General features: G+C 67.0%; 24 protein-coding genes and 1 tRNA gene. 15 read left to right on the top strand and 10 right to left on the bottom strand.

Annotated features, from left to right (window positions below; genetic code table 11):
* Positions 1 to 5: 5 nt before the first annotated feature.
* Positions 6 to 890 carry an NAD(P)-dependent oxidoreductase gene (locus ACQR03_RS14230; protein ID WP_434841483.1) on the top strand — a complete coding sequence of 295 codons (885 nt, stop codon included), beginning with the start codon at positions 6 to 8 and terminating at the stop codon, positions 888 to 890.
* 1334 nt (positions 891 to 2224) lie between these two features.
* Here the strand turns inward: ACQR03_RS14230 and ACQR03_RS14235 are convergent.
* Positions 2225 to 2311 (bottom strand) — tRNA-Leu (locus tag ACQR03_RS14235).
* A 222-nt stretch (positions 2312 to 2533) separates the two neighbouring features.
* Between ACQR03_RS14235 and ACQR03_RS14240 the strand changes: the two genes are divergently transcribed.
* Complete coding sequence (locus tag ACQR03_RS14240) at positions 2534 to 3502, top strand: complex I NDUFA9 subunit family protein (RefSeq protein WP_316173498.1); 969 nt, start codon at positions 2534 to 2536, stop codon at positions 3500 to 3502.
* A gap of 124 nt (positions 3503 to 3626) precedes the next feature.
* On the opposite strand, the gene ACQR03_RS14245 is transcribed toward ACQR03_RS14240, so the two are convergent.
* The gene (locus tag ACQR03_RS14245; RefSeq protein WP_315716855.1) at positions 3627 to 4433 is read right to left on the bottom strand and encodes an undecaprenyl-diphosphate phosphatase; all 807 of its coding nucleotides are present in this window, start codon (positions 4431 to 4433) and stop codon (positions 3627 to 3629) included.
* A gap of 357 nt (positions 4434 to 4790) precedes the next feature.
* Between ACQR03_RS14245 and ACQR03_RS14250 the strand changes: the two genes are divergently transcribed.
* Both ACQR03_RS14250 and queG read left to right on the top strand, forming a co-directional pair.
* Entirely contained in the window at positions 4791 to 5483 is a 693-nt protein-coding gene (locus ACQR03_RS14250; RefSeq protein ID WP_315716854.1) for a glutathione S-transferase family protein, read from the top strand.
* On the top strand, positions 5432 to 6616 hold the full coding sequence (gene queG, locus ACQR03_RS14255) for a tRNA epoxyqueuosine(34) reductase QueG (protein WP_434841504.1): 1185 nt from the start codon (positions 5432 to 5434) through the stop codon (positions 6614 to 6616). Before ACQR03_RS14250 ends, queG begins: the two co-directional genes overlap by 52 nt.
* Positions 6617 to 6627: 11 nt before the next feature.
* On the opposite strand, the gene ACQR03_RS14260 is transcribed toward queG, so the two are convergent.
* The gene (locus ACQR03_RS14260; RefSeq protein ID WP_315750480.1) at positions 6628 to 7413 is read right to left on the bottom strand and encodes an alpha/beta hydrolase; all 786 of its coding nucleotides are present in this window, start codon (positions 7411 to 7413) and stop codon (positions 6628 to 6630) included.
* A gap of 327 nt (positions 7414 to 7740) precedes the next feature.
* Here ACQR03_RS14260 and infC point away from each other — a divergent pair, with 327 nt between their 5' ends.
* The gene (gene infC / locus ACQR03_RS14265; protein ID WP_315716960.1) at positions 7741 to 8280 is read left to right on the top strand and encodes a translation initiation factor IF-3; all 540 of its coding nucleotides are present in this window, start codon (positions 7741 to 7743) and stop codon (positions 8278 to 8280) included.
* 93 nt (positions 8281 to 8373) lie between these two features.
* On the opposite strand, the gene ACQR03_RS14270 is transcribed toward infC, so the two are convergent.
* The gene (locus tag ACQR03_RS14270; protein ID WP_316173494.1) at positions 8374 to 8754 is read right to left on the bottom strand and encodes a hypothetical protein; all 381 of its coding nucleotides are present in this window, start codon (positions 8752 to 8754) and stop codon (positions 8374 to 8376) included.
* Positions 8755 to 9015: 261 nt separating this feature from the next.
* On the opposite strand from ACQR03_RS14270, the gene rpmI reads away from it, so the two are divergent.
* The 7 genes from rpmI to ACQR03_RS14305 all read left to right on the top strand — a co-directional run bounded on the left by rpmI (position 9016) and on the right by ACQR03_RS14305 (position 15566).
* A complete protein-coding gene (gene rpmI / locus ACQR03_RS14275) occupies positions 9016 to 9216 on the top strand; it encodes a 50S ribosomal protein L35 (RefSeq protein ID WP_008539890.1) in 201 nt (66 codons plus the stop codon).
* 76 nt (positions 9217 to 9292) lie between these two features.
* The gene (rplT, locus tag ACQR03_RS14280; protein ID WP_012040570.1) at positions 9293 to 9652 is read left to right on the top strand and encodes a 50S ribosomal protein L20; all 360 of its coding nucleotides are present in this window, start codon (positions 9293 to 9295) and stop codon (positions 9650 to 9652) included.
* A gap of 143 nt (positions 9653 to 9795) precedes the next feature.
* Positions 9796 to 10878 (top strand): phenylalanine--tRNA ligase subunit alpha, encoded by a 1083-nt coding sequence (gene pheS / locus ACQR03_RS14285; protein ID WP_434841484.1) that lies wholly within the window; start codon positions 9796 to 9798, stop codon positions 10876 to 10878.
* A gap of 92 nt (positions 10879 to 10970) precedes the next feature.
* Positions 10971 to 11390, top strand: a complete 420-nt coding sequence (locus ACQR03_RS14290) for an endonuclease domain-containing protein (RefSeq protein WP_315716850.1) — start codon at positions 10971 to 10973, stop codon at positions 11388 to 11390.
* Positions 11391 to 11406: 16 nt separating this feature from the next.
* Entirely contained in the window at positions 11407 to 13815 is a 2409-nt protein-coding gene (gene pheT / locus ACQR03_RS14295) for a phenylalanine--tRNA ligase subunit beta (protein ID WP_434841485.1), read from the top strand.
* Positions 13812 to 14588 (top strand): sulfite exporter TauE/SafE family protein, encoded by a 777-nt coding sequence (locus tag ACQR03_RS14300; RefSeq protein WP_315750483.1) that lies wholly within the window; start codon positions 13812 to 13814, stop codon positions 14586 to 14588. The genes pheT and ACQR03_RS14300 overlap by 4 nt, the downstream gene beginning before the upstream one ends.
* Before the next feature lie 33 nt (positions 14589 to 14621).
* On the top strand, positions 14622 to 15566 hold the full coding sequence (locus tag ACQR03_RS14305) for an MBL fold metallo-hydrolase (RefSeq protein ID WP_315750484.1): 945 nt from the start codon (positions 14622 to 14624) through the stop codon (positions 15564 to 15566).
* Between the two features lie 137 nt (positions 15567 to 15703).
* Here the strand turns inward: ACQR03_RS14305 and ACQR03_RS14310 are convergent, their stop codons facing one another.
* Positions 15704 to 17116, bottom strand: a complete 1413-nt coding sequence (locus ACQR03_RS14310; RefSeq protein WP_316170009.1) for a flavin monoamine oxidase family protein — start codon at positions 17114 to 17116, stop codon at positions 15704 to 15706.
* A gap of 192 nt (positions 17117 to 17308) precedes the next feature.
* Between ACQR03_RS14310 and ACQR03_RS14315 the strand changes: the two genes are divergently transcribed.
* Positions 17309 to 18286 carry a YiiX/YebB-like N1pC/P60 family cysteine hydrolase gene (locus tag ACQR03_RS14315; protein ID WP_315716844.1) on the top strand — a complete coding sequence of 326 codons (978 nt, stop codon included), beginning with the start codon at positions 17309 to 17311 and terminating at the stop codon, positions 18284 to 18286.
* A gap of 12 nt (positions 18287 to 18298) precedes the next feature.
* On the opposite strand, the gene ACQR03_RS14320 is transcribed toward ACQR03_RS14315, so the two are convergent.
* Together ACQR03_RS14320 and ACQR03_RS14325 are read right to left on the bottom strand one after the other, a co-directional pair.
* Positions 18299 to 18574 carry a metal-sensitive transcriptional regulator gene (locus tag ACQR03_RS14320; protein WP_315716843.1) on the bottom strand — a complete coding sequence of 92 codons (276 nt, stop codon included), beginning with the start codon at positions 18572 to 18574 and terminating at the stop codon, positions 18299 to 18301.
* Between the two features lie 15 nt (positions 18575 to 18589).
* On the bottom strand, positions 18590 to 18847 hold the full coding sequence (locus ACQR03_RS14325) for a hypothetical protein (RefSeq protein ID WP_316166386.1): 258 nt from the start codon (positions 18845 to 18847) through the stop codon (positions 18590 to 18592).
* On the opposite strand from ACQR03_RS14325, the gene ACQR03_RS14330 reads away from it, so the two are divergent.
* Both ACQR03_RS14330 and ACQR03_RS14335 read left to right on the top strand, forming a co-directional pair.
* The gene (locus ACQR03_RS14330; RefSeq protein ID WP_316191522.1) at positions 18846 to 21314 is read left to right on the top strand and encodes a heavy metal translocating P-type ATPase; all 2469 of its coding nucleotides are present in this window, start codon (positions 18846 to 18848) and stop codon (positions 21312 to 21314) included. The two genes, ACQR03_RS14325 and ACQR03_RS14330, sit on opposite strands and share 2 nt — an antisense overlap.
* A gap of 76 nt (positions 21315 to 21390) precedes the next feature.
* Positions 21391 to 22143 (top strand): sulfate transporter family protein, encoded by a 753-nt coding sequence (locus tag ACQR03_RS14335; RefSeq protein WP_315825677.1) that lies wholly within the window; start codon positions 21391 to 21393, stop codon positions 22141 to 22143.
* Here ACQR03_RS14335 and ACQR03_RS14340 read toward each other — a convergent pair.
* Genes ACQR03_RS14340 through ACQR03_RS14350 form a run of 3 tightly spaced genes read right to left on the bottom strand, consistent with a single transcriptional unit; the run spans position 22081 to position 25252 of the window.
* Entirely contained in the window at positions 22081 to 23700 is a 1620-nt protein-coding gene (locus tag ACQR03_RS14340) for a DHA2 family efflux MFS transporter permease subunit (RefSeq protein ID WP_434841486.1), read from the bottom strand. The genes ACQR03_RS14335 and ACQR03_RS14340 overlap by 63 nt on opposite strands.
* The gene (locus ACQR03_RS14345; RefSeq protein ID WP_315716838.1) at positions 23697 to 24203 is read right to left on the bottom strand and encodes an isoprenylcysteine carboxyl methyltransferase family protein; all 507 of its coding nucleotides are present in this window, start codon (positions 24201 to 24203) and stop codon (positions 23697 to 23699) included. The genes ACQR03_RS14340 and ACQR03_RS14345 overlap by 4 nt, the downstream gene beginning before the upstream one ends.
* Positions 24200 to 25252 (bottom strand): type III polyketide synthase, encoded by a 1053-nt coding sequence (locus tag ACQR03_RS14350; protein WP_315716837.1) that lies wholly within the window; start codon positions 25250 to 25252, stop codon positions 24200 to 24202. Before ACQR03_RS14350 ends, ACQR03_RS14345 begins: the two co-directional genes overlap by 4 nt.
* Positions 25253 to 25320 lie beyond the last annotated feature (68 nt).

Consider the following 25320-nt stretch of genomic DNA (forward strand, 5'->3'; position numbering starts at 1 on the left):
TTGCAATGGGGGCGATCGGATTTATCGGGTTAGGCGTCATGGGCGAGCCGATGTGCCGCAACCTAGCCCTCAAGTCAGGCGTCCCGGTGCTCGGCTTCGATCGTGCGGACGCGCCGCTGCAGCGCCTCGCCGCCGTCGGCGTCAAGCGTGCCGTGTCGCTCGCGGAGCTGGCGCGCCAGACCGACGTGATCTTCATGGCGTTGCCGAGCGGCAAGCATGTCCAAGCGGTGTGCGACGGCGATGACGGCCTGCTCCGCCACGTGGAGGCGCGTCACACCATCGTGGACCTCGGCACCTCGCCGGTGCAGGCCAGCCGGGAGCTCGCCGAGCGTTTCGCGGCCAAGGGCGCCGCCTACGCGGATGCGCCGATCGCCCGCACCCGGCAGGCGGCCGAGGACGGCACGCTGAGCGTGATGGTGGGGGCCGACGCGGCGACGTTCGAGAGACTGCGGCCGCTGTTCGCGATGTTCGCGACCGACATCACCCATTGCGGCGGCGTGGGCGCCGGCCAGGTCGTGAAGATCCTCAACAACATGGTGCTGATGCAGACCGTGGTGGCGCTCGGCGAAGCGCTGGAGACTGCCAAGCGCGCTGGCCTCGATGCCACGCTGCTGTTCGAGACCCTGGCCAAAGGCTCGGCCGACAGCTTCGCGCTGCGCAACCACGGCATGAAGGCGATGCTGCCCGACACATATCCGAAGCGGGCGTTCTCGACCGAATATGCGCGCAAGGACATCGGCTATGCTCTCGATCTCGCCAGGTCCGTGCAGATCGACCTGCCGGGCGCGGAGCTTGCCGACAGGCGACTCGGAGAGGCGATCGAGGCGGGCTATGGCGATCTGTATTGGCCAGTGCTGGCGCGCGTGATCGCGGCATCACGCACGGCATGACCCGCCCATCGGGCTTTGTCGGCCTGCCCTGGACGGGCGAACTGCGCCTGTGACGGCCAGCTGACAACGACATCCTCTGTCGTCGCCGATAAGCTCGCCGACGCAACGCGTCGGCGGGCGCCGATCCGAGACAGATGGTCACCGGCTGCGACGAGTCGCGCGGAACGTACCGCCTGCGTGGTATGGGTCCCCGCGTTCGTGGGGACGACACCGGTGGTGAAGCGAAAGCTCTGCGCCGAACTCACGTGCTAATCCTGTGCGCCAATGCAAGTTGATAGGTGAGGTTGCTCCTAAGCCAGCTCGGGGCGTAGTGCTCACCACCATCATTGTGAGGAGCGAAGCGACGAAGCGATCCCGGGCGACACCCGTGGCTCTGGATTGCTTCGCTCGCAATCACGGTGGAGATGGCATGCCTGTCATGCGCAAATTGCCCGTCGTGCCAGTCTGTCGCAGCATCCGGGCTTGCGCCGTCGGGCAAATCACCTGCACATTTCCGCGCGTCCCTGCTGCCGCATGAGGGGCGTGTCGCGACCGTCACGAGACGTTGGCAGTGGGATGCGATGGGCGTGTGTCGTTGCAGCGTGATTGAGTTCGCGCGGACGAACAAGGATGCACGCACGGTCAAGTCGCGCGGTCCTGATATCCCGACGCTGATATCAACTCATGACGAAGCTTTCGCTTCGCGTGGGGATGGTGGCCAACAAGCCCGGCGCACCAGGGAGAACGCGAAGCAGCCGTTAAAACCAATCGCGCAGGGAGGGCCGGATGATCCGGCGCGTACCTGTGGTTCCTGCCGCCAGCATTTTCCTTCGCTGGCGGGCCATGGGTGCGGTCGGCACCCGGCTCTCCCTGCGCCCTCATGATTTCGAGGGCGAGACGATCAGCACAGCTCGGGCGCAAAGCGCGCCGCGAGGCTGATAGGTCTTGCCCTAAACGAGAAAGACCACGGCGGTCATGGCGATCACTCGACACGAAGGCGGTGCCCACCCTCCCCTGGAGGGGGAGGGTCGCCTCACGGAGAGCGAAGCGAAACGTGAGGCGGGGTGGGGTGATCTCTCCTCTGGCGCTGGCGTGCGTGGAGAGATCGCCCCACCCCGCTCGCCCGCTTCGCGCGCGATCGACCCTCCCCCTCCAGGGGAGGGTGGAGGCTCGCAGCCGGCAGCAGCGGCTACATCACGGGCGTTGAAAGGAGGATTATCGGCTGGCTCGGGGACGAGCGTGTCGCTGATGTCGCGAAGACATCAGCTAAATCGATGCCACCCAATCAGATCGCGAGGCGCATCAGCGCCGTCGTCTGTCACAGAGTTCTGTGCGGGGGAGGTCACCACCAAAAATGGTGCCCAGGAAAGGACTCGAACCTTCACGGCCGTTAAGCCACTGGCACCTGAAGCCAGCGCGTCTACCAATTCCGCCACCTGGGCATGGGGGCGCTGTGTACGGATCGAACGGGCGCTTGTCAAACCGCTGAACGCCCAAGATGACAATTTTTCTCACCCCATGCGCAAAAACACGGCTCCCTTTTCCGCGGTGCGGGCGATGGGCTATACAGCGGCCCAGGATGGCGGGCCGCGGGGTGCGAATCGCCGCTGACAGCTATCTCGTCCGGGGCGGACCGACCGCCCGGCAATCCCAGGACTCATTCCATGGCATCGAATCTGGACACATTGGTTACCGTCTTCGGCGGCTCCGGCTTCGTCGGGCGCAACGTGGTCCGGGCGCTGGCCAAGCGCGACTACCGCATCCGCGTCGCGGTGCGTCGGCCGGAGCTGGCGGGCCATCTGCAGCCGCTCGGCCGGGTCGGCCAGATCCACGCCGTACAGGCCAATCTGCGCTATCCCGACTCGGTCGCATCAGCGCTGCGTGACAGCCATGTCGCGATCAATCTCGTCGGCGTCCTGACCGAGAGCGGCGCGCAGACCTTCGAGGCCGTACAGGCCGAGGGCGCCGCCACCGTCGCCAAGGCGGCGGCCGCCGCTGGCGCCCGCATGGTGCACGTCTCGGCGATCGGCGCCGACGCAGAGTCGGCGTCGAGCTATGCCCGCGCCAAGGCGGCCGGCGAGGCCGCCGTGCTGGCCGCGGTGCCCGAGGCCGTGATCATGCGCCCCTCGGTCGTGTTCGGCCCCGAGGACCAGTTCACCAACCGCTTTGCGGGGCTGGCGCGGATCTCGCCGTTCCTGCCGCTGATCGGCGGCGGCGAGACGAAGATGCAGCCGGTCTATGTCGGCGACGTCGCCACCGCGGTGGCCGATGCGGTCGACGGCAAGGCGCAGCCGGGCGCGACCTACGAGCTCGGCGGGCCCGAGGTGCTGAGCTTCCGGGAAATCCTGAAAATCATCCTCGACATCACCGACCGCGACCGCGCGCTGCTGCCGCTGCCGTTCGGGCTCGCCAAACTCCAGGCCGCAATCCTGCAGTTCGCGCCGGGGCCGCTGAAGCTGACGCCGGACCAGGTCGAGCTGCTGCGTCATGACAACGTGGTGTCGGAAGCGGCGAAGGCGGCGGGGCTGACGCTGCAGGGCCTTGGCATCACGCCGGATTCACTCGAGGCGATCGCCCCGCAATATCTCTGGCGCTTCCGTCCGTCCGGCCAGTTCCAGCGCAAGAACGCGTGAAGCCACGACTGCTGGTCCTCGTAATTGCGAGGAGCGAAGCGACGAAACAATCCAGAGTCCCGGACACCACACTGGATTGCTTCGCTTACGCTCGCAATGACGGTGGATGGAGCTGGGGCTCAGCTCACTTCCCCAGCGCCAGCGCGATCAGGCCGAGGGTGCCGACGATGACGCGCCACCAGGCGAACAGCACGAAGCCGTGGCGGGTGACGTAGCCGAGGAAGGCCTTCACCACGATCATCGCGGTGATGAAGGAGACGACGAAGCCGATCGCGATCAGACCGAGATGGTCCGCCGTCATCTCGGCGCGGCTCTTGTAGAAGTCGTAGACGAAGGCGCCGACCATGGTCGGGATCGCCAGGAAGAAGGAGAACTCCGCGGCCGAGCGCTTGTCGCCGCCGAGCAGCATCGCCGCCACGATGGTGGCGCCCGAGCGCGACACGCCGGGGATCATGGCGACGCACTGCGCGACGCCGATCCACAGATACATCATCAGCGGATAGCGCGTGGCGTCGTGCTCCCGCGGCTTGAGATCGATCTGATCGACCCACAGCAGGATGGCGCCGCCGACGATCAGCGAGAAGCACACGACCCAGGGATCGAACAGGAGCGCCTTGATGTACTTGCCGGCGATGAGGCCGATGATGACCGCGGGCAGGAAGGCGATCAGCACGCCGATGATGAAGCGGCGGTCGTCAGGGTTCGTCAGCGCGCCGATCGCGACGCGGTACAGCTTGAAGAAGTACAGCGCAACGATGGCGAGGATGGCGCCGAGCTGGATCAGGATCGCAAAGCTCTTCCAGAACCCCTCGTCGCCGAGCCCGAAAAAGCGCTCGGCGAGCAGCAGATGGCCCGTCGAGGATACGGGAAGAAACTCGGTGACGCCCTCAACGATGCCGAGAAGCACCGCCCGCAGCGTATCTGACATCATTGATCGGATCCTGGATGGCCGGCAAAACGCCGCCCTTCTCGCCTATTCGGCCCCCGCCCGCAATTGCAAAAAGCGCTCGAACCGGCCACATCCGATGAATGAACCGGCGTGTGATCGGCCATGCGAATCGGAACGAGGCAATGCCGGACAGCGGATCGGGCGCGCTGATCGCTGTTCCCGAAAGCGCCGTTTCCCGCATGACCGCCCGTCGCCCTACTGCTTACACTTTCGCCGACCATGCGCTAATGGTCCGATTCGCGAGCGCACCCGCGCGCCGGTATCGGGACGAGGCGTCGGTGCGAACCGATGGTTGATTGTTCGTTAAGCGCCGTAGCTGCGGAATCGTCGAAAGGCTCCATGTACACGCTCTACCACCATCCCTTCTGCCCGCATTCACGCTTCGTCCGGCTGGTGCTCGGCGAATACGGGCTCGATCTGCGCCTGGTGGAGGAACGCGCCTGGGAGCGCCGCGAGGCGTTTCTCGTGCTCAATCCCGCGGCCACCACGCCGGTGCTGTCGGTCGAAGGCCTGCCGCCGGTGCCCGGTGTCGGCGTGATCGCCGAATTCATCGACGAGACCTGCGGGCCCGAGATGGGTGATCGCCGGCTGATGCCGGCCTCGGCGGCCGAGCGCATCGAGGTGCGCCGACTGATGGACTGGTTCAACACCAAGTTCTTCGAGGAGGCCTCGAACCTGCTGGTCACCGAGCGCATCTACAAGCGCTTCATGAGCGAGGAGGATGGCGGCGGGCCGCCGTCGACCGACGTGATTCGCGCCGCCAAGACCAATGTGCGCTATCATCTCGCCTATATCGGCTGGCTGGCGCAGCGGCGCAATTTCCTGGCTGGCGACCGCCTGACCTATGCCGACCTCGCCGCCGCCGCGCATCTGTCGGCGATCGACTATCTGGGCGACGTGCCATGGATCGAGGACGACGCCGCGAAGGCGTGGTACGCGCGGGTGAAGTCGCGGCCGTCGTTCCGGCCGCTGCTCTCCGACTGGCTGGCGGGCGTGCCGGCGTCGCGCACCTATGTGGATCTGGACTTCTGAGCGCCGCTAGGCCCACGCCGGTGACGTTGAAGGCGGCGCTGGCCGCCGAGGCGCAACGGCTGGGCTTCGATGTCGTCGGTATCACCGCCCCGGTCGTGAGTGCCGAACGGGCCGCTGCGTTCGAACGCTTCCTCGCCGCCGGCCAGCACGGCGACATGGACTGGCTGGCGCGCGAGCCGTCCCGCCGCACCGATCCCACCACGCTGTGGCGCGAGGTCCGCAGCATCATCATGCTCGGCGTCAATTACGGCCCCGACGAGGACCCTCGCGCGGTCCTGTCCCGGCGCAGCAATGCTGCGATTTCGGTCTATGCCCGCGGGGACGATTATCACGACGTCATCAAGAAGAACCTCAAGGCGCTCGCTCGCTGGCTGGTCGCGCAGGCCGGCTGTGATGTGAAGGTGTTCGTCGACACCGCGGCCGTCATGGAGAAGCCGCTGGCCGAAGCGGCCGGGCTCGGCTGGCAGGGCAAGCACACCAACTTGGTGTCGCGCGGCTTCGGCTCCTGGCTGTTCCTCGGCGCCATCTACACGACGCTGGCGCTGCCGGCGGACGCGCCGGAGCGGGATCATTGCGGCTCGTGCCGGGCCTGCCTCGACAGCTGCCCGACCGCGGCGTTCCCGGCTCCCTACAGCCTCGATGCGCGGCGCTGCATCTCGTATCTGACGATCGAGAACAAGGGGCCGATCCCGCGCGAGTTCCGCAAGGCGCTGGGCAACCGCATCTATGGCTGCGACGACTGCCTCGCCGCCTGTCCCTGGAACAAGTTCGCGCAGGCGGGACGCGAGGCGAAGCTGGCGGCGCGCGACGCGTTGCGCGCGCCTTCGCTGGCGGAGCTGGCGGCGCTCGACGATGCCGCGTTCCGCGCACTGTTCGCGAAATCGCCGATCAAGCGCATCGGCCGCGACCGCTTCCTGCGCAACGTGCTGATCGCGATCGGCAACTCGGGCGATGTGGCGCTGACGTCGTCAGCCGAGCGGCTGGCCGCCGATCCGAGTCCGCTGGTGCGCGGTGCCGCCGCCTGGGCGCTCGCTTGGCTGCTCGACGAGGCTGCTTACGCGCGGCGTGCTAAGGCGGCGCTGACGTCGGAGACCGACGAGAGCGTCCGCGCGGAATGGCAGGCGCGATGCTGAAGCCGGCCGCCTCAGCCCATCTCGCCGACGGCGGCCAGCATACGCGTGATGTCCTGCGGACGCGACAGCCGGTGGTCCCCGTCCTGGATCATGGTCAGCACCACGTCTTCGGCCGGCAGGCGGTGGGTCAGTGCGAACGCATGCTGCCAGGGGACGTCTCGGTCCTGCGCGCCCTGCAGGATGCGCACCGGGCAGCCGACCTTGATGGCACCGCCGAGCAGGAGATGATTGCGCCCGTCCTCGATCAGCGCCCTGGTGATGGGATAGGGCTCGCCGTACTCCGACGGACGCATCCAGACGCCGTTGGTCTCGATCTCGGTCCGGACCGCCGGCGCAAAGCCCTTCCACATCAGCTCCTCGGTGAAATCGGGCGCCGGGGCGATCAGGACCAGGCCCGCCAGCGTTGCTTCGGCCGGCTCCTTGAGCAGCTCGCGCGCCAGCAGCAGCGCCATCCAGCCGCCCATCGAGGAACCGATCACGACCTGGGGTCCGCGGCAGAATTGCCGGAACACCGCGACGCTCTCCTCGAGCCAGCGGCTGATGGTGCCGTCGACGAAGCGTCCGCCGGATTCGCCGTGCCCGGAATAGTCGAAGCGAACGCAGGCGCGGCCGCGCTCGGCGGCCCAGGCGTCGAGGGCCAGGGCCTTGGTGCCTTTCATGTCGGAATTGAAGCCACCGAGCCAGAACAGCCCGGGCGGACGGCCTGGCCGCGCCCGCACCGCGATCCGGCGCGACGATTCGCCCGCGCCGACGGCGATGAAGACGGGCGGATCGGCATTTTCTGCAGCAGGGTTCATGGATCGTTACTCGCTGTCGGGTGTTGTGTGGGCGAACCGGCCGTTTCCGTCAATCGGCGCGGCCCGACGCAGCCGCTTGCGAAAGCGCGCCGCGCACTCTATGTCCCCCGGCGGAACCACGAGGGCCCGAAAAAGCGCGAGTTTGATCGCATTTCTCGGCCGTGTGGCTTCCTTGGGGGAATGCATCGACGCGCAAGTCTCGCGCATGCGACGCAGGAGCCGCGACGACCGGGCGGAATTTCGACGCACCGGACCGTTGCGACCTTGCCCGCGAAAGCATCTTCCTCCAAACTAGCCGCCTTCTTCCACAACCTTGGAGCACTACCCATTCGCCGCCCCAATCGAGCCCCGCCCGCTGCCGTCAAAGACGGGCCGCGTACCAATGATGAGATTCGCAATGCGCAGATCCAGCTGATCGATGCCGAAGGCACCAACCGTGGTGTCGTCGAGACCGTTGTCGCGATCAAGATGGCCGCTGATGCCGGCATGGATCTGGTCGAGATTTCGCCGAACAACTCGCCTCCCGTCTGTAAGATCATGGACTACGGGAAGTACAAATATTCGGCGCAGAAGAAGGCCGCCGAGGCCCGCAAGAAGCAGAAGGTCGTCGAGATCAAGGAGATCAAGCTCCGCCCAATGATCGACGACCACGACTACGACGTGAAGATGCGCGCGATGCAGCGGTTCTTCGAAGAGGGCGACAAGGTCAAGATCACGCTGCGCTATCGCGGCCGCGAAATGGCGCACCAGGAGATCGGCACCAAGCTGCTCGACAAGGTGAAGTCCGACGTGGCGGCGTTCGCCAAGGTCGAGCAGGACGCCAGGTTCGAGGGACGTCAGGTGGTCATGGTTCTGGCGCCGCGCTAGGTCCAGCACGCCGACACCTGAAGCCGGGCCCGCCACGCGTTTGGCGGGCTTTTCTCTTGGGGCGCCCGTCAGGGCCGCTCTTGCGGTCCCGGGTCAGGACCGCGTCGCCTGCCACCGCCCCCTGCAGGTCCCGGACGAGCCTTTGCCGCTCCAGCGACCGACGCCGGACGTGGCGCCAAGCCGGCCGGTGCCGCTGGCCGAGGCGCCACCCTGGGATACCCGCACGGTGACGGCGCCGCCGCGGCCAACCGAGCCGGTAATGTTGGCGGTGCTGTTCGAGAGGACCCGGCCGCCGCTGATCCGGATCGGGAAGCTGTAGCCCTGGTCGCAACTGCCGGCCTCGGTGATGATGAGCACGGTCCAGGCGCCATCGAAGCCGGCAGCGTGCGCCGGCCTTGCCGTCAGGCCCGCGAGGCCCGTCAGCAGCGCGGTCGTGAAGGCGGCGGAGATGGCGCGGCGAATGAGGCGGGTCATGGTCGATCCTCGACTGTCATGGTCGGCTGATCATGGGTCGGAATAGCCGATTCCGTGGTTCGACGTTGCCAACGGGCTTTGTCTCTGGCATAAGCGCGGCCTTCGTCGCCCGGCTGATCAAGGGCTGCCGTGGCGATGTTTCTGTGCGGGTGGGTCCTGGTTTGGACCCGAAACCTGAGCACAACCAACGCTCTAACGAGCATTTTCGCCGGATGGCGCCGCTTTTGCGGGCGGCTTGCCGTTGGCATCAAGGAGAGCCAAATGCCCAAGCTGAAGACCAAATCCGGCGCCAAAAAGCGCTTCAAGGTGACTGCCACCGGCAAAGTGATGCACGCCCAGCGCGGCAAGCGCCACGGCATGATCAAGCGGACGAAGAAGCAGATCCGGCAGCTGCGCGGCACCCGCGTGCTGTTCAAGACCGACGGCGACAACGTCAAGAAGTACTTCTTGCCGAACGCCTGACCGGCCTCTCGCTTCCGAACCCTGGCCGCCTCAAAGCCGCGGCTGATCGTCATCTCTGAATCCAAGGATTTCCGGCATGTCTCGCGTCAAACGCGGTGTGACCGCCCACGCCAAGCACAAGAAAGTCTTCAAGGCCGCCAAGGGCTATTACGGCCGCCGCAAGAACACGATCCGCACCGCCAAGCAGGCCGTCGAGAAGGCCGGCCAGTATGCGTTCCGCGATCGCAAGCGCAAGAAGCGCACCTTCCGCGCGCTCTGGATCCAGCGCCTGAACGCCGCCGTGCGTCCCTTCGAGCTCACCTACAGCCGATTTATCGACGGCCTGTCGAAGTCCGGCATCACCGTCGACCGCAAGGTGCTGTCGGATCTCGCGATCAACGAGCCCGCCGCGTTCCAGGCGATCGTTGAGAAGGCCAAGGCGGCGCTCGCCGCCTGATCGCCTCCGCATCGTGAGGATTTCAAAAGCGGCCGATGCTCTCGGCCGCTTTTTGCTATCCGGCAACATGCCTGCTTTCGCTTGACCCGTGTCGCCCGCGCGGCGACAACCCAGCCGCCTTTTGTCCCGCGGAGATTTTGACCGTGTCCGACCTCGCCTCGCTCGAAACCTCGATCCTCGACCAGATCGCCGCCGCCGGCGATGAGGCCGCACTGGAAGCCGTCCGCGTCTCGGCGCTCGGCAAGAAGGGCTCGATCTCGGCGCTGCTGGCGACGCTCGGCAAGATGTCGCCGGACGAGCGCAAGACGCAAGGCGCCGCGATCAACCTCGCCAAGGACAAGGTCACGCAGGCACTGACCGCGCGCCGCGAGGTGCTCAAGGCCGCGGCGCTCGACGCGAGGCTCGCGGCCGAGACCATCGACGTCACGCTGCCGCTGCAGGATTCGCCGGCCGAGACCGGCCGCATCCATCCGCTCAGCCAGGTGATGGACGAGCTGACCACGATCTTCGCCGACATGGGCTTCTCGATCGCGGAAGGCCCGGATGTCGAGACCGACGACTACAACTTCACCAAGCTGAACTTCCCGGAAGGCCATCCGGCGCGGGAGATGCACGACACGTTCTTCTTCAATCCGAAGCCGGACGGCTCGCGCATGCTGCTGCGAACCCACACCTCGCCGGTGCAGGTGCGGACCATGCTCAGCCAGAAGCCGCCGATCCGCGTGATCTGCCCGGGCCGCACCTATCGCATCGATTCGGACGCGACCCACACGCCGCAATTCCACCAGGTCGAGGGCCTCGTCATCGACAAGGGCTCGCATCTCGGTCACCTCAAATGGATCCTGCATGAGTTCTGCAAGGCGTTCTTCGAGGTCGACCACATCAACATGAAATTCCGGCCGTCGTTCTTCCCGTTCACCGAGCCGTCTCTTGAGGTCGACATCCAGTGCCGCCGCGACAAGGGCGAGATCCGCTTCGGCGAGGGCGAGGACTGGCTGGAGATTCTCGGCTGCGGCATGGTGCACCCGAACGTGCTGCGCGCCTGCGGCATCGATCCCGACGAATACCAGGGCTTTGCCTGGGGCATGGGCATCGACCGCATCGCGATGCTGAAATACGGCATGAGCGACCTGCGCCAGCTGTTCGACGGCGATGTCCGCTGGCTGTCGCACTACGGCTTCAAGCCGCTGGAGGTGCCGACCTTGGCCGGAGGGCTGAGCTCGTGATGAGCCTCGCCCTCTCTCAGCAAACGCTCGGACTCCCTCTCCCGCTTGCGGGGGAGGGCTGGGGTGGGGGTCTCTCCGCGCAGGAGGTGTCGATGGACGACGAGAAGCCCATCTGGACAGTCTCGCCGAAGCTTCGAACGAATGCGCGCGCCCTCCGCCAAAACTCGACGGATGCCGAGAGAATATTATGGTCCGAGCTGCGCGGCCATCGCCTGCTCGGCGCGGGCTTTCGCCGTCAGGTCCCGATCGACCGCTACATCGTCGACTTCGTCTGCCACACCGCACGTCTCGTCATCGAGCTCGATGGCGGACAGCACTTCTCAACTGAAGGCGAACAGCGCGACGCTTCACGCTCAGCTGCGATCGAAGCCAAAGGATTTCACATCCTGCGCTTTGCCAATAACGACGTCCTGGCCAATCGCGCCGGCGTTCTTGAAACCATTGCCGCTGCCATTGCGGCGAGAGCCCCCACCCTGACCCTCCCCCGCAAGCGGGGGAGGGAACGGGACTGAATCAGCGGAAAGAGCCATGAAATTCACGCTGTCCTGGCTGAAGGACCATCTCGACACCGACGAGTCGGTCGAGACGCTCGCCAACAAGCTCACGATGATCGGCCTCGAGGTCGAGCATCTCGAGGACAAGGCGAAGCTGCTCGCGCCGTACAAAATCGCGCGCGTCGTCGCCGCCGAGCAGCACCCGAACGCCGACCGGCTGCGCGTCTGCATGGTTGACACCGGCGACGGTGGCGCGCCGGTGCAGGTGGTGTGCGGCGCGCCGAATGCGCGCGCGGGACTGGTGTCGGTGTTCTCGCCGCCGGGCACCTACATCCCCGGCAAGAACATCACGCTGTCGGTCGGCACGATCCGCGGCGTCGAGAGCCGCGGCATGCTGTGCTCGGCGGCCGAGCTGCAGATCTCCGACGATCACGACGGCATCATGGAGCTGCCGGCGGATGCGCCGATCGGCACCCCCTACGCCGAATGGGCCGGGCTCGGCGATCCCCAATTCGAGATCAACCTGACGCCGAACCGCCAGGACTGCACCGGCGTGCACGGCATCGCCCGCGACCTCGCCGCCGCCGACATGGGCAAGCTGAAAGATCCCGGCATCAAGCCGATCAGAGGCGAATTCCCTTGCCCCGTGAAGGTCAAGGTCGAAGACGAGAAGCTATGTCCCGGCTTCGCGCTGCGACTGGTGCGCGGCGTCAAGAACGGCCCGTCGCCGAAGTGGCTGCAGCAGCGCCTCACATCGATCGGCCTACGCCCGATCAACGCGCTGGTCGACATCACCAACTACATGACCTTCGACCGCGCGCGTCCGCTGCACGTGTTCGACGCCAAGAAGGTGAAGGGCAATCTGGTCGTCCGCCGCGCGCGTGACGGCGAGACCCTGCTCGCGCTCGACGGCCGTACCTACACGCTCGACCATTCGATGTGCGTCATCGCCGATGATGCCGGTGTCGAATCGCTCGCCGGCATCATGGGCGGCGAGGCTTCGGGCTGCGATGAAGGCACCACCGACGTGCTGATCGAATCGGCGCTGTGGAACGAGATCAACATCGCCCAGACCGGCCGCAAGCTCGGCATCAATTCCGACGCGCGCTACCGCTTCGAGCGCGGCGTCGATCCGGCCTTCATGGTGCCGGGCCTGGAGATGGCGACCAAGCTCGTGCTCGACCTGTGCGGCGGCACGCCATCGGAGACTGTCGTCGTCGGCAATCCGTTCGGCGATGACCGCATCGTCGACTTCCCGTTGACCGAGGTGAAGCGGCTGGCGGGCATCGAGGTGCCGCTGACCGAGATGCGGCGGATACTGACGCATCTCGGCTTCGTGGTCGCCGGCAACGGCCCCGTCGTGAAGGTCGCGGTGCCGTCCTGGCGCAGCGACGTGCACGGCAAGGCCGATATCGTCGAGGAAGTCGTGCGCATCGTCGGCGTCGACAAGGTGCCGATGACGCCGTTCGAGCGCGGCGACGCCCCGCGCAAGCCGGTGCTGACGCCGCTGCAATTGCGCACGCGGCGCGCCAAGCGCGCGCTGGCCGCGCGCGGCATGGTCGAAGCCGTGACGTGGTCATTCATCTCCAAGCCGGCCGCCGAATTGTTCGGCGGCGGCAAGGCCGAGCTCGCTCTCGCCAATCCGATCGCGGCCGATCTCTCGGACATGCGCCCGAGCCTGTTGCCGGGCCTGACCGCGACGGTGCAGGCCAATGCCGATCGCGGCTTCGGCGATGCCGCGATCTTCGAGGTCGGGCAGGTCTTCAAGGGCGATGGCCCCACGGATCAGTTCGTGGCCGCGAGCGGCATCCGCCGCGGCATCGCGCCGGCGAAGGGACTCGGCCGGCATTGGACGGGATCGCAGCCGGCCAACGCGTATGACGCCAAGGCCGATGCGCTCGCGGTGCTCGCGGCGGCCGGCGCGCCGATGGCCTCGCTGCAGATCGTCGCCGGCGGGCCGGCCTGGATGCATCCGGGGCGCTCCGGCACGATCCAGATGGGCCCGCAGAACGTGCTCGGGCATTTCGGCGAGCTGCATCCGCGCACGCTGGAGGCGCTGAAGGCGGACGGGCCACTGGTCGCCTTCGAGGTGATCCTGGATCGCATTCCGGCGGCCAAGGCGAAGCCGACCCGCGCCAAGCCGGTGCTGGAGCTCTCGGCATTCCAGCCGGTGTCGCGCGACTTCGCCTTCATCGTCGATCGCAAGGTCAAGGCCGGCGACATCGTCCGCGCCGCGCAGGGCGTCGACAAGAAGCTGATCACCGATGTCACCGTGTTCGACGTCTACGAGGGCAAGGGCATCGAGGACGGCAAGAAGTCGATCGCGATCGCCGTGACCCTGCAGCCACGCGACAAGACCATGACCGACGAGGAGATCGACGCGGTCGCGGCGAAGATCACGGCCGACGTAGCCAAGAAGACCGGCGGCACGTTGCGCGGATGAGCCTCTCCGGGCTCATCCCTGCCGATCTCAGCCTGTTCGCGACGATCGCGCTGGCGATCGTCGCCTTCATTGCCGCAACCGCGCGCGGCTTCTCCGGCTTCGGCGCAGCACTGATCTTCATGCCGCTCGCGAGCAGCTTTGCGACGCCCCGTCTGGTCGCGCCGCTGCTGCTGGTGATCGATTTCGTCTCGATGGCCCCGATGGTGGCGCCGGCCTGGCGCGAGGCCGACCGCAAGGCCACCGCGGTGATCGTCGCGGGTGCGCTGGTCGGCGTGCCCGTGGGCACCTATTTCCTCAGCCGGCTGGACCCGGTCACCGTCCGCTGGATCATCACCGGTTTCGTGATCGGGCTGCTTGCGCTGCTGCTGTCCGGCTGGCGCTATCGCGGCAGGGAGTACACCGCGCTGTCGGTCGTTGTCGGCTGCATCTCCGGATTCTGCAGCGGACTGGCGCAGACCGGGGGCCCGCCGATCGTCGGCTACTGGCTGGGACGCCCGATCCCGCCAAAGATCGCACGGGCGAACATCGTGCTGTTCTTCGGCGCATCGGACTTCTTCGCGATGGTGAGCTACGCAATGAGCGGGCTGATCACCTGGGATTCGCTGAAGCTTTCGCTGCTGATCGGGCCGGTCTACGCGCTCGGTGTCGCGTTCGGCGCGTCGCTGTTCGGCCGCGCCAGCGAGCAGGTGTTCCGCGCCATCTGCTATGCGCTGATCGCAATCGCCGTGATCGCCGGCCTGCCGGCCCTCGACGGCGTGCTCGGGCGGGGTTAGCCTTCCTGCAACGAAGCAGACTGGGAGGCCACCGTGATCCATCGGCGAACAATGCTCAAGCTCGCGCTGGGAACGGCCGGCGCCATCGCGGCGCCCGCGGCGTTCGCGCAAGGCGCGAAGACCGGCACGCGGATGGTCTTCCTCGGCACCAAGGGCGGCCCGCGCGTCGGCGTCGGCGCTTCGAATCCGGCCAATCTCGTCGTCGTCAACGGCACGCCGTTCGTGATCGATTGCGGCATGGGCGTCAGCCGTCAGCTCGTCAGCGCTGGGGTTCCGATCCCATCGATCAAGTACATCCTGATCAGCCATCACCATTCCGATCACAATCTCGAATACGGCAATCTGTTCTACAACGCCTGGGCCGCAGGATTGTCGACGCCGATCCAGTCGTTCGGACCGAAGGGCCTGGAGGCGATGACCAGGAGCTTCTGGGAAACCAACAAGTTCGACGTCGACACCCGCATCGCGGATGAAGGCCGGCCAGATCCGCGGCCACTCCTGGTCGCGAAGGATATCGACGCGGACGGCGTCGTGCTGAAGACGGCGGACGTGACGGTGACCGCGTTCCGCACGCCACATCCGCCGATCACCGACAACTTCGCGTACAAGTTCGAGACGCCCGAGGGCACGATCGTGTTCTCGAGCGACACGGCCTATAACCCGAAGCTTGCAGAGTTTGCCAAGGGCGCAGACGTTCTCGTGCATGAATGCCTCTATGTGCCCGCGGTCGATCGGCTGGTCGCCAAGACGAAGAACGGCTCGACGCTGAAGAAGCACCTGCTCGACAGTCACACGACCACGGAAGACGTCGGACGCATCGCCGCGGCTGCAGGCGTGAAGGTGCTGGTGCTCAGCCACTTCGTGCCCGGTGATGACCCCGAAGTGACGGACGAGGACTGGACGCGGGACGTGAAGAAGAACTACACGGGCCGCATCGTGGTCGCGAAAGACCTGATGGAATTGAAGCTGCCGGTGTAGCCAAGGCTGGGCGTGCTTCAATCGGCAACTCGCCTGCATCAGCCGTAGGGTGGGCAAAGGCGCAGCCGTGCCATTCACGCTTGAGATCGCAGTTGCGCCGTGCCCACCCTCTTGCTGATGAGCTTGCGGATCGACGGTCAATCCTCCGGCGAGGCCGAGCGCACCTTGCCACGACGGCGCGGTCGTTGCCGCTCACTGCTCGGCTCCGGTTCGGCGTCCTTGATCGCGCCGATCCGGCGCAGCGCGGCTTCCGCGGCGCGCTCGCCGGAGTCCCAGGCGCCGTCGACCGTGCCCCACAGCGCTTCGTGCGTGGCCTCTCCCGCAAGAAACAGCGGACCCAAGGGCTCGCCCAATATTTTGCGGGCGCCCTGGCTGCCGGGCGTGGCCGCCGACATCGCGCCGAGCACGCCCGGCGCCAGGTTCCAGCGCGTCGCTGCGGACGACTTCACCGCTGCGGCGGCCTCGCTTCCAAACAGCTTGCCTATCCACTCCCTGGCGAAGTCGACCATCGCCGCCTCGCCCTGCGCTGATAGTTCGCGGCCGAAGGCGCCGGCAACATCGACGGTACAAAGCGACGATCCGCCGATATTGGCAAGCAGCAGACCTGTGCGACTGGAATTGCTCTGCTCGATGATGACCTCGTCCCGCGACAGGCCGAGCGGATTGCCCGCGAGCATCAGCGCAATGTGATCATAGCTGCCGAGGCTGAGCTTCGCGGCGGCGTCGAGCTGCCGCTTGGGCAGCTCGGGCGCGAACTTGATGGCGCCTGATGTCAGCACGTTGGTCGACACCGTGAGGATGACGGCGCGCGCCGCGATTCGCCCCGCCGGCGTTTCCACCGCGACGTCGCGGTTGGCCCACACGACGCGCGTTGCTGGAGTCGACAGCGACAACGGCAACGATTCGCCGAGCCTGGCGATGAACGTGCCCAGCCCCTGGCGGCAGGCCAGCGGCGCGCTGCGATCCTGCGCACGCGCCTTGTCCATCGCGGAGAGATCGGCGAGATCCTTCCCGGTCGCGCTGGCGCCGAGCACGAATGCCGTGGTGCTGGTCCAGTCGCCCAGATCTTTCGGCAGCGCCGCGGCGCAGGACGTATCGAGCTTGCCGCGCGCCGCCTCGTCGATGGCGCGATTGGCGCGCACCAGCCCCGCCAGGAACTGCTCGGTCTCGCCGGGCCGCGCATTGCGCCGGCCGACGCGGATCTTCTGCCCGACGGGAGCCGCGACGAGATCGAGTCCGAGACCGCGCGCGAGCCTGCTGATGGGATTGCCGTCGGCGTTGAGCAGCCAGCGGGCGCCGCGATCGAACGGCACGCCGAAGGTGGCTGCATCCGTGCGGCAACGGCCGCCGAGCTGCGGCGCGGCCTCCAGCACCACGACCTTGCGATTGGCCGCGACGATGCGGCGGGCCGCGGCGATTCCCGCCGCACCCGCCCCGATCACGACAATGTCAGCCTCGCGTGGAACAGCCGCCTGCGCGGCGCGGCCGGCGATGGGCAGCACGGCCAGCGCCGCGGAAGCGGAGAGGAAGCCGCGGCGCGTGACATTCATGACATGGTTTCCGAAAGCTTTGAACCAAACGAATACCCGCGAATTTGCCGCATCTACCGCGCTGCGGCAACCGGGATGGTAAACGTGATACCGTGCAGAACGCGTCCACTATGAACCAAATTGCAACCGCAATCGACCATCATGGAAGAAGGGAAAAAACCGGCGACCGGCCAAGGTCGCCCGGGGAGCGTTATGGGTATCGTGCTTGATCAGATCGGCAAGCTGATTGCCGCCTATCTCCAGAAGGAGATCCCCGGCTATGAGCCGTTCACGCCGAGCGATCCGGACTATCTGCGCAAGGACGTCCAGCCCGGCGACGTGCTGCTCGTCGAGGGCAACAGCCGCATCTCCGGCATCATCAAATACCTCACGCAGTCGACCTGGTCGCACGCCGCGCTCTATGTCGGACCGATCGATGGCGCCGTCGAGCCCGACGGCGAGCCGCATGTGCTGGTCGAGGCCTATGTCGGCGACGGCGTGATCTCGGCGCCGCTGTCGAAATATTTCGCCTATCACACCCGTGTGTGCCGTCCGGTCGGCCTGACCTATGAGGACCGGCACACGGTGTGCCGCTACGCCATCAATCGCATCGGCTTCGGCTACGACACCAAGAACATCATCGACCTGATGCGCTATCTGATCCCGATGCCGATTCCGCAACGCTGGCGGCGGCGCATGATCGCGCTGGGCTCGGGTGATCCGACCAAGATGATCTGCTCGGCGCTGATCGCGCAGGCCTTCGATGCGGTGCGCTACCCGATCCTGCCCAAGATCACGCGGGCGCCATCGCGGCGCGCCAAGCGCGAGATCCTGCACATCCGCGATTCCTCGCTCTACATGCCGCGCGACTTCGACATCTCGCCCTATTTCGAGATCGTCAAGCCGACCATCGTCAATGGATTCGACTACACGACCCTGCACTGGGCCGACAAGCAGAAGCCGCTCGCGGAGGTAGCGGGCGAGTTCGCCGTGTTTCCAGGAGCCATCACAGCGCCGCCGCTCGTTCCTGAGACGGCTGACGAAGAGGCGACGCAGCAGGCTGCGGCTGAGGAAATAGTTGCGAAGCTCGGCGAACGGCTCGTGGTCAACGAGCATTTTCTCGTCGCCGAGCCGGTACGAAACGTCGCGCCACGTCCGACCGCGCGCCGCCGCAACAAGGTGGCGGTCTGAGCTGGGCTGACCTCAGCGATCCGACCGGCCGATCACATCCATCAACTCCGCGATCTTCTGCCGTTGATCGGCCTTGTCGCCCGATGCGATGGCGTGCTCGACGCAATGCGCGACGTGGTCGCGCAAGATCTCCTCCTCGACCCGGCGCAACGCCGCCCGCACAGCGGAGATCTGGGTGACGATGTCGATGCAGTAGCGGTTGTCCTCGACCATTTTCGACAGGCCCCTGACCTGCCCTTCGATCCGACTCAAACGTTTCTGACAGGATGTCTTGATGTCCTCGCGCATGGAGCCTATATACCCCTACAGGGTATAGGTTTCAAGAGGCTGAGCGATGTCGGAAACCAGACACGAGCATGGCGTCGCGGCGGGCGGCGAGGGCGGATGCGGCTGTGGATCGCGCGCGCGCGCGGTGGAAACCGGACACGAACAGGCATCCGCGGACAGTTGTTGCAGCGATCGTGCCGGCGCGGCGCCCGCCAGCGCTTCGGGCGGCTGCTGCGGCGGCTCGGACCCCGCCGCGCCTGAACCAGCGAAGGCAACGGATCCGGTCTGCGGCATGTCGGTCGATCCCCTGACCTCGAAGCATCGCTTCGAGCATCAGGGGCAGACCTTCCATTTCTGCTCGGCAGGCTGCCGCACCAAGTTCGCCGCCGATCCCGCCAAGTATCTCGCGACGGCCGCAGCGCCTGCAGCCGCTCGGTCATGCTGTGGCGGTCATGACCACCATGAGCATGACCCGGCAACGGTCATCGATCCCGTCTGCGGCATGAGCGTCGATCCTGCGACCTCGACACATCGTTTCGACCATCAGGGTCACACCTTCCATTTCTGCTCGGCCGGCTGCCGCACCAAGTTCGCGGCCGAGCCGGACAAATATCTCGGCGAACGCGAGCCGCCGCCGGAGATGCCGGCAGGCACGATCTACACCTGCCCGATGCATCCCGAGATCCGCCAGGAAGGCCCAGGCACCTGCCCGATCTGCGGCATGGCGCTGGAGCCCGACGTCGTCAGCCTCGACGATGCGCCCAATCCCGAGCTCGCCGACATGAGCAGGCGGTTCTGGATCGGCACTGTGCTGTCGGCACCCGTTGTCGTGCTGGAGATGGGCGGACATCTCGTCGGCGGCCATGGCCTGCTCGATCCCGTGCTGTCGAACTGGATCCAGTTCGCGCTGGCGACGCCGGTCGTGCTGTGGGCCGGCTGGCCGTTCTTCGTGCGCGGCTGGCAATCGGTCCAGACCCGCAATCTCAACATGTTCACCTTGATCGCAATGGGCACGGGCGTCGCCTATGTCTACAGCGTGATCGCGACCGTCGCGCCGCAGGCGTTTCCGCCGGCGTTCCGCGGCCATGGCGGCGCGGTGGCGGTGTATTTCGAGGCGGCCTCGGTCATCACCATTCTCGTCCTGCTCGGCCAGGTGCTGGAGCTGCGCGCACGCGAAGCAACGTCGGGAGCGATCAAGGCGCTGTTGCAGCTGGCGCCGAAGACGGCGCGGCGGCTCGACACCGACGGCAACGATCATGAGGTGGAGATCGCCGAGCTCGCGGTCGGCGATCGCCTGCGTGTGCGCCCGGGCGAGAAGGTGCCGGTCGACGGCATCATTCTCGAAGGCCGCTCGTCGCTCGACGAATCGCTTGTCACCGGCGAGTCGATGCCGGTGACCAAGGACGAGGGCGAGCGCGTCATCGCGGGCACCTTGAACCAGACCGGCAGCTTCGTGATGCGCGCCGACAAGGTCGGACGCGAGACCCTGCTGTCGCAGATCGTGCAGATGGTCGCCGACGCGCAGCGCTCGCGCGCGCCGATCCAGCGCCTCGCCGACCAGGTCGCGGGCTGGTTCGTGCCGATGGTGATCGCTGCTGCCATTGCCGCCTTCGTCGCGTGGTACGCGTTCGGTCCCGAGCCGCGCTTCGCCTTCGGCCTCGTCGCCGCCGTGAGCGTGCTGATCATCGCCTGTCCCTGCGCGCTCGGTCTTGCGACGCCGATGTCGATCATGGTCGGGGTCGGCCGCGGCGCCCAGGCCGGCGTGCTGATCAAGAGCGCCGAGGCGCTGGAGCGGATGGAGAAGGTCGATACGCTGGTCGTCGACAAGACCGGCACCCTGACCGAGGGCAAGCCGAAGGTGACCAGCATCGTCACCGCTCAGGGCTTCGACGAGGCCGACGCGCTGCGGCTGGCCGCCAGCGTCGAGCGCGCCAGCGAGCATCCGCTGGCCGAGGCCATCGTCCGGCATGCCGCGGAGCGCAACATCAAGCTCGCCGACGTCAAGAACTTCGACGCGCCGACCGGCAAGGGCGCGCGCGGCGAGGTCGACGGCAAGGCCATCGTACTCGGCAATGCGACCTATCTCGCCTCGCTCGGCATCATCACCGATACGCTCGGCGTCGAGAGCAAGCGGCTGCGCGAAGAGGGCGCCACCGTGATCACGATGGCCGTCGACGGCAAGCCGTCTGCGCTGTTTGCGGTCGCCGATCCGGTCAAGGCGTCGACGCCGGAGGCGCTGAAGGTACTCGCGGCCGACGGCATCAAGGTGATCATGCTGACCGGCGACAACCGCACCACCGCCACCGCGGTCGCGCGCAAGATCGGCATCACCGAGGTCGAGGCCGAGGTGCTGCCCGAGCAGAAGAGCGCCGTGGTCGCGCGTCTGCGCGCCAGCGGCAAGATCGTCGCGATGGCCGGCGACGGCGTCAACGATGCGCCGGCGCTCGCCGCGGCCGACGTCGGCATCGCCATGGGCACCGGCACCGACGTTGCGATGGAGAGCGCCGGCATCACGCTGCTGCAGGGCGACCTCGGCGGTATCGCGCGGGCGCGAAAACTGTCGGCGGCGACGATGCGCAACATCCGCCAGAACCTGTTCTTCGCGTTCATCTACAACGCCGCCGGCATCCCGATCGCCGCCGGCATCCTCTACCCCGTGTTCGGCATCCTGTTGTCGCCGATCATCGCGGCCGCCGCGATGTCGCTGTCGTCGGTCAGCGTGGTCGGCAACGCGCTGCGGCTGCGGGCGACCGATCTTTGATACGATACCGGCGGACTTGCCGAAGCCCGCCGGCATGTCTACCTCTGCCGCGGGCTTTGCAGCGAGGGACCCCGCCATGATCGACGCCGCCATCAAGGCGATTTCGCAGATTCTGTCGCCGCCGATGCGCTCGATCCTGTGGCGCTCGATCGGGCTGGCGCTGGTGCTGGTCACGGTGCTCGCGATCGGGCTGCAGCGGCTCCTGACCTGGCTCGCGACTGCCGGCGAGGGCTGGGCGGAGGCCATGCTCGGGCCGAACTCGCACGGCACGCTGGAGGTGCTGACCTGGATCATCTCGATCGCCGCCGGCTTCGGCGTCGTGTTCGGCGGCATCATGCTGATGCCGGCAATCACCTCGGTGATCGCGAGCCTGTTCGTCGACGACGTCGCCGACCTCGTCGAGCGCGAGCATTATCCGGCCGAGCGCCCCGGCGCCGCCCTGCCATTCGGCGTCGCCATCATCGAGGGCCTCAAGGCCGCCGGCCTCACCATCCTGGTCTATCTGGTCGCCCTGCCCTTCGTGTTCCTCGCCGGCGCCGGCTTCGTGATCTTCTTCCTCGCCACCGCGTGGCTGCTCGGCCGCGAATATTTCGAGCTCGCCGCGATGCGCTTCCGGCCGCCGGCGGAGGCCAAGGCGATGCGGCGCGACAATGCGATCACGGTGTTCACCGCGGGGCTGATCATCGCGGCCTTCGTCACCATCCCGATCGTGAACCTGGCGACGCCGCTGTTCGGCATGGCCTTCATGGTCCACCTGCACAAGCGCCTATCCGGACCGCGGCCCGAGCTGATCGAGCCGTCGCCGGAGCGCCGGCTGCGCAGCCTCTAGCGCCATCATCCGCGGCGACAGGCTCGCCGCCTTGCTGCGGGCGAAGGGGATCAGCAGGAAGCCGAGCAGCGCGACACCGGCGAGCAGTGACCACGCCTCGTTGACGCACAGCGCCAGCGAGGCCTTCTCCACCAGCGGCCGGACATAGGCGATCGCCTGCTCCTCCGAGATGCCGCGCGGCCGGTTGCGCAGCAGCTCCGGCGCGAGCCCGATCGCCTTGGCCGCCGCGGTATCGCCGGCCAGCAGGCGGTCGCGAAACGCCTGGGCATGCATGGCGACGCGGCCATAGATGATGGTGTCGATCAGCGCGATGCCGATGGCGCCGCCGAGATTACGCATCAGGTTGAACAGCCCGCTGGCGTCGGCGACCTCGGCCTGTGGCAGGTCGCCGAGCGCGATCCGCGTCGGCGGCAGCAGGCAGAACATGATGCCGACGCCGCGCACCACCTGCGGCCAGAACATCTCCTGATAGTCGGCGGTCGGCGGCTGGAACGCGCTCGCGGCCAGACCGGAGCCGAACAGCACGAAACCGAACGCCGTCAGGAGACGCGCGTCGACCTTGCCGTCCAGCGCCGTCACCAGCGGAGCGGCGATCAGTTGCGCCACGCCGGTGACCAGCATGATCTTGCCGATCTCGAACGCATCGTGGCCGCGCACGAAGGCGAGGAACACCGGCATCAGATACACCGAGCCGAACAGCCCGATGCCCAGACAGAAGCTCGACAGGCAGCCGAGCGTGAACGACCGCCGCTGAAAGCTGCCGAGCCGCAGGATCGGCTGCGGTGAGGTCAGCAGGCGCTGGACGAGCAAGGTGAGGCACGACGCGCTCAGCACCAGGAACGCGATGCAGTTCGACAACAGCCAGCCGCCCTTCGGCGCCTCCTTCAGCCCGAGCTCGAGGCTGGCCAGGGACACTGCGAGCAGCAGCAGCGCAAATAGGTCGAGCTTGTCGAGCTCCGCGAGGTCCATGCGCTGCTTCGGCAGCAGGCCGGGCGTCGCCAGCACGGCGACGAGGCCGGGCGCGATGTTGATCAGGAACAGCCAGGGCCACGACCAGGTGTTGGTGATGAAGCCGCCGACGACCGGGCCGATGGTCGGCGCGAGCACCGCGACCACGCCGCCGATCGTCGTCGCGACCGCGTGCAGGCGCGGTGGAAACAGCAGGAACACGGCGGAGAACACCACGGGAATCAAGAGACCACCGAAGAAGCCCTGCAGCACGCGGAACGCCAGCAGCGTGTGAAAATCGCCGCTGAACGCGCAACCGAGCGAGGCGGCGGTGAAGATGCCGACGGCGCCGACGAACAGCCAGCGCAACGTGAACACCCGCGTGAGCAACCCGGTCAGCGGAATGGCGATGATCTCGGCGATCAGATACGCCGTCTGGATCCAGCTCATCGCCTCCGGCGTGATGCCGAGCGCCTCCTGGATGGTCGGCAGCGACGTCGCCACCACCTGGATGTCCAGGATCGCCATGAACATGCCGACGCACATCAGGATGAAGCCGAGCCAGGTGGCGAGGCTCGGACGATCCTGCGGCGCGGCCGATGCGCTCATGCGGTCTGGCCGCCGCCGATGCCGGTGAGTGCTTCCGATTCGGCGCGGATGCGGATGAACAGCACCGCCGCATTCAGGCCGGAGAAGATCAGGGCGATCAGCGGCAGATGCAGCGCCAGCGGCAGCAGCGCGATCTCGGCTGCGACCACCAGATAGTTCGGATGCGAGATGTAACGATAGGGACCATCGGTGACGAGGGGCGCCCCCGGCAGGATGATGATGCGCGTCGTCCAGCGCGGACCGAGCGTCGCCAGCACCCACCAGCGCAGCCCCTGCAGCAGCACGAAGCCGCTCAAGAGCCACGGGTCGACCTCCTGGTCGGCGCCGAGCAGCCACAGCGATACCAGCCAGGCCGCATGCATCGAGATCATCAGCGGATAATGATCCGCCCCGACCTCGACCGCGCCCATGGCGCGCAGGCGCTTGGTGTTGTGGCGGGCGAGCACGAGCTCGCCGAGCCGCTGCATGGTGACGAGGGCGAGGACGAAGGCGGCGAAGGTCATGCGGCGTGCCTCAATGAAACGCAGCTTGCGGTGAACCCAGGTCCGAGCGCAGTGAGCACCGAGCGCGGCGGCAAGCCCCGGGCGCGGGCGCGCTCCAGCACGAACAGCACCGTCGGCGCGGACATGTTGCCGTAGTCGGCGATGATCTCGCGCTCATGATCCAGCGTGCCCTGATCCAGCGACAGCGCGCGCTCCAGCGCCGTGATCACCTTGGCGCCGCCGGGATGGCAGACGAAGCGGTCGACGTCGGCAGGCGCGAGCTTCATCCGGTCCAGGATCTCGTTGACCGCGGGGCCCATGTTCTCGGTGACGAAGTCCGGAATGGTGCGCTGGAAGATCACGCCAAAACCTTCGGGATCGACGCTCCAGCCCATGATGTCGAGCGTATCGGGCCACAGCTTCTCGCCGGTCGCCTCGACGCGGATAGCGCCGCCATCGCCGGCGCGCAGGATCGCGGCCGCCGCGCCATCGCCGAACAGGCTCAGCGCGACGATGTTGGCCTTCGTCAACTCATCATGGCGGACAGCCAGTGTGCACAGTTCGAAGGTCACCAGCAGCACGTTGGTGCCGGGCCGGGCCTGCGCTAGGCGCGCGGCGATCGACAGGCCCGAGACCCCACCGGCGCAGCCAAGCCCGAACACCGGCACGCGCGACACGTCCGCGCGAAAACCCAGGCGGCCGGCGACGCGCGCTTCCAGGGTCGGCGTCGCGATCCCCGTCGAGCTCACGGTGACGATGGTGTCGATGTCGGCGGCGTTGAGATCGGCCTGCGCAAGCGCCTTGTTCGCCGCGTCGACGAACAGCGCCTCGGCGCCTTCGAGATAGGCTTCGGTGCGCTCCGGCCAGCCGCGCCGCTCCATGTACCATTCGATCGGCTTGACGCCGTAGCGCTGGCGGATGCCGGTGTTGGCGAACAGGCTCGCCATCGTGTCGAACTGCGGGAAGCGCGGCGCCAGCACCACGCGTGCGGCCTCCATCACTTCGTTCTGGCGAAACTGATGCGGTGGCACCGAGGTCGCGAGCGACACGAGTGCGGCAGTGTTGTCCATGCGGCTGATCCTTCAACGTCCCGGCGCAGAAAGGTCCGAGAACGCGGGAATCGTCACGCGCCACTCAC

The sequence above is a fragment of the Bradyrhizobium sp. HKCCYLS3070 genome (genome assembly GCF_051167575.1).
Classification (GTDB): Bacteria; Pseudomonadota; Alphaproteobacteria; order Rhizobiales; family Xanthobacteraceae; genus Bradyrhizobium.

Coding starts and splice junctions, on each gene's coding strand:
- ACQR03_RS14250 (WP_315716854.1), top strand. CDS start 4,791: ATGTACACGCTCTACCACCATCCCTTCTGCCCGCATTCACGCTTCGTC.
- ACQR03_RS14320 (WP_315716843.1), bottom strand. CDS start 18,574: ATGCGCGAGGACATCAAGACATCCTGTCAGAAACGTTTGAGTCGGATC.
- ACQR03_RS14240 (WP_316173498.1), top strand. CDS start 2,534: ATGGCATCGAATCTGGACACATTGGTTACCGTCTTCGGCGGCTCCGGC.
- pheT (WP_434841485.1), top strand. CDS start 11,407: ATGAAATTCACGCTGTCCTGGCTGAAGGACCATCTCGACACCGACGAG.
- ACQR03_RS14245 (WP_315716855.1), bottom strand. CDS start 4,433: ATGATGTCAGATACGCTGCGGGCGGTGCTTCTCGGCATCGTTGAGGGC.
- ACQR03_RS14335 (WP_315825677.1), top strand. CDS start 21,391: ATGATCGACGCCGCCATCAAGGCGATTTCGCAGATTCTGTCGCCGCCG.
- ACQR03_RS14330 (WP_316191522.1), top strand. CDS start 18,846: ATGTCGGTCGATCCCCTGACCTCGAAGCATCGCTTCGAGCATCAGGGG.
- ACQR03_RS14325 (WP_316166386.1), bottom strand. CDS start 18,847: ATGCCGCAGACCGGATCCGTTGCCTTCGCTGGTTCAGGCGCGGCGGGG.
- ACQR03_RS14345 (WP_315716838.1), bottom strand. CDS start 24,203: ATGACCTTCGCCGCCTTCGTCCTCGCCCTCGTCACCATGCAGCGGCTC.
- ACQR03_RS14350 (WP_315716837.1), bottom strand. CDS start 25,252: ATGGACAACACTGCCGCACTCGTGTCGCTCGCGACCTCGGTGCCACCG.
- rplT (WP_012040570.1), top strand. CDS start 9,293: ATGTCTCGCGTCAAACGCGGTGTGACCGCCCACGCCAAGCACAAGAAA.
- ACQR03_RS14290 (WP_315716850.1), top strand. CDS start 10,971: ATGGACGACGAGAAGCCCATCTGGACAGTCTCGCCGAAGCTTCGAACG.
- ACQR03_RS14310 (WP_316170009.1), bottom strand. CDS start 17,116: ATGAATGTCACGCGCCGCGGCTTCCTCTCCGCTTCCGCGGCGCTGGCC.
- ACQR03_RS14315 (WP_315716844.1), top strand. CDS start 17,309: ATGGGTATCGTGCTTGATCAGATCGGCAAGCTGATTGCCGCCTATCTC.
- ACQR03_RS14340 (WP_434841486.1), bottom strand. CDS start 23,700: ATGAGCGCATCGGCCGCGCCGCAGGATCGTCCGAGCCTCGCCACCTGG.
- rpmI (WP_008539890.1), top strand. CDS start 9,016: ATGCCCAAGCTGAAGACCAAATCCGGCGCCAAAAAGCGCTTCAAGGTG.
- ACQR03_RS14260 (WP_315750480.1), bottom strand. CDS start 7,413: ATGAACCCTGCTGCAGAAAATGCCGATCCGCCCGTCTTCATCGCCGTC.
- ACQR03_RS14300 (WP_315750483.1), top strand. CDS start 13,812: ATGAGCCTCTCCGGGCTCATCCCTGCCGATCTCAGCCTGTTCGCGACG.
- ACQR03_RS14270 (WP_316173494.1), bottom strand. CDS start 8,754: ATGACCCGCCTCATTCGCCGCGCCATCTCCGCCGCCTTCACGACCGCG.
- ACQR03_RS14230 (WP_434841483.1), top strand. CDS start 6: ATGGGGGCGATCGGATTTATCGGGTTAGGCGTCATGGGCGAGCCGATG.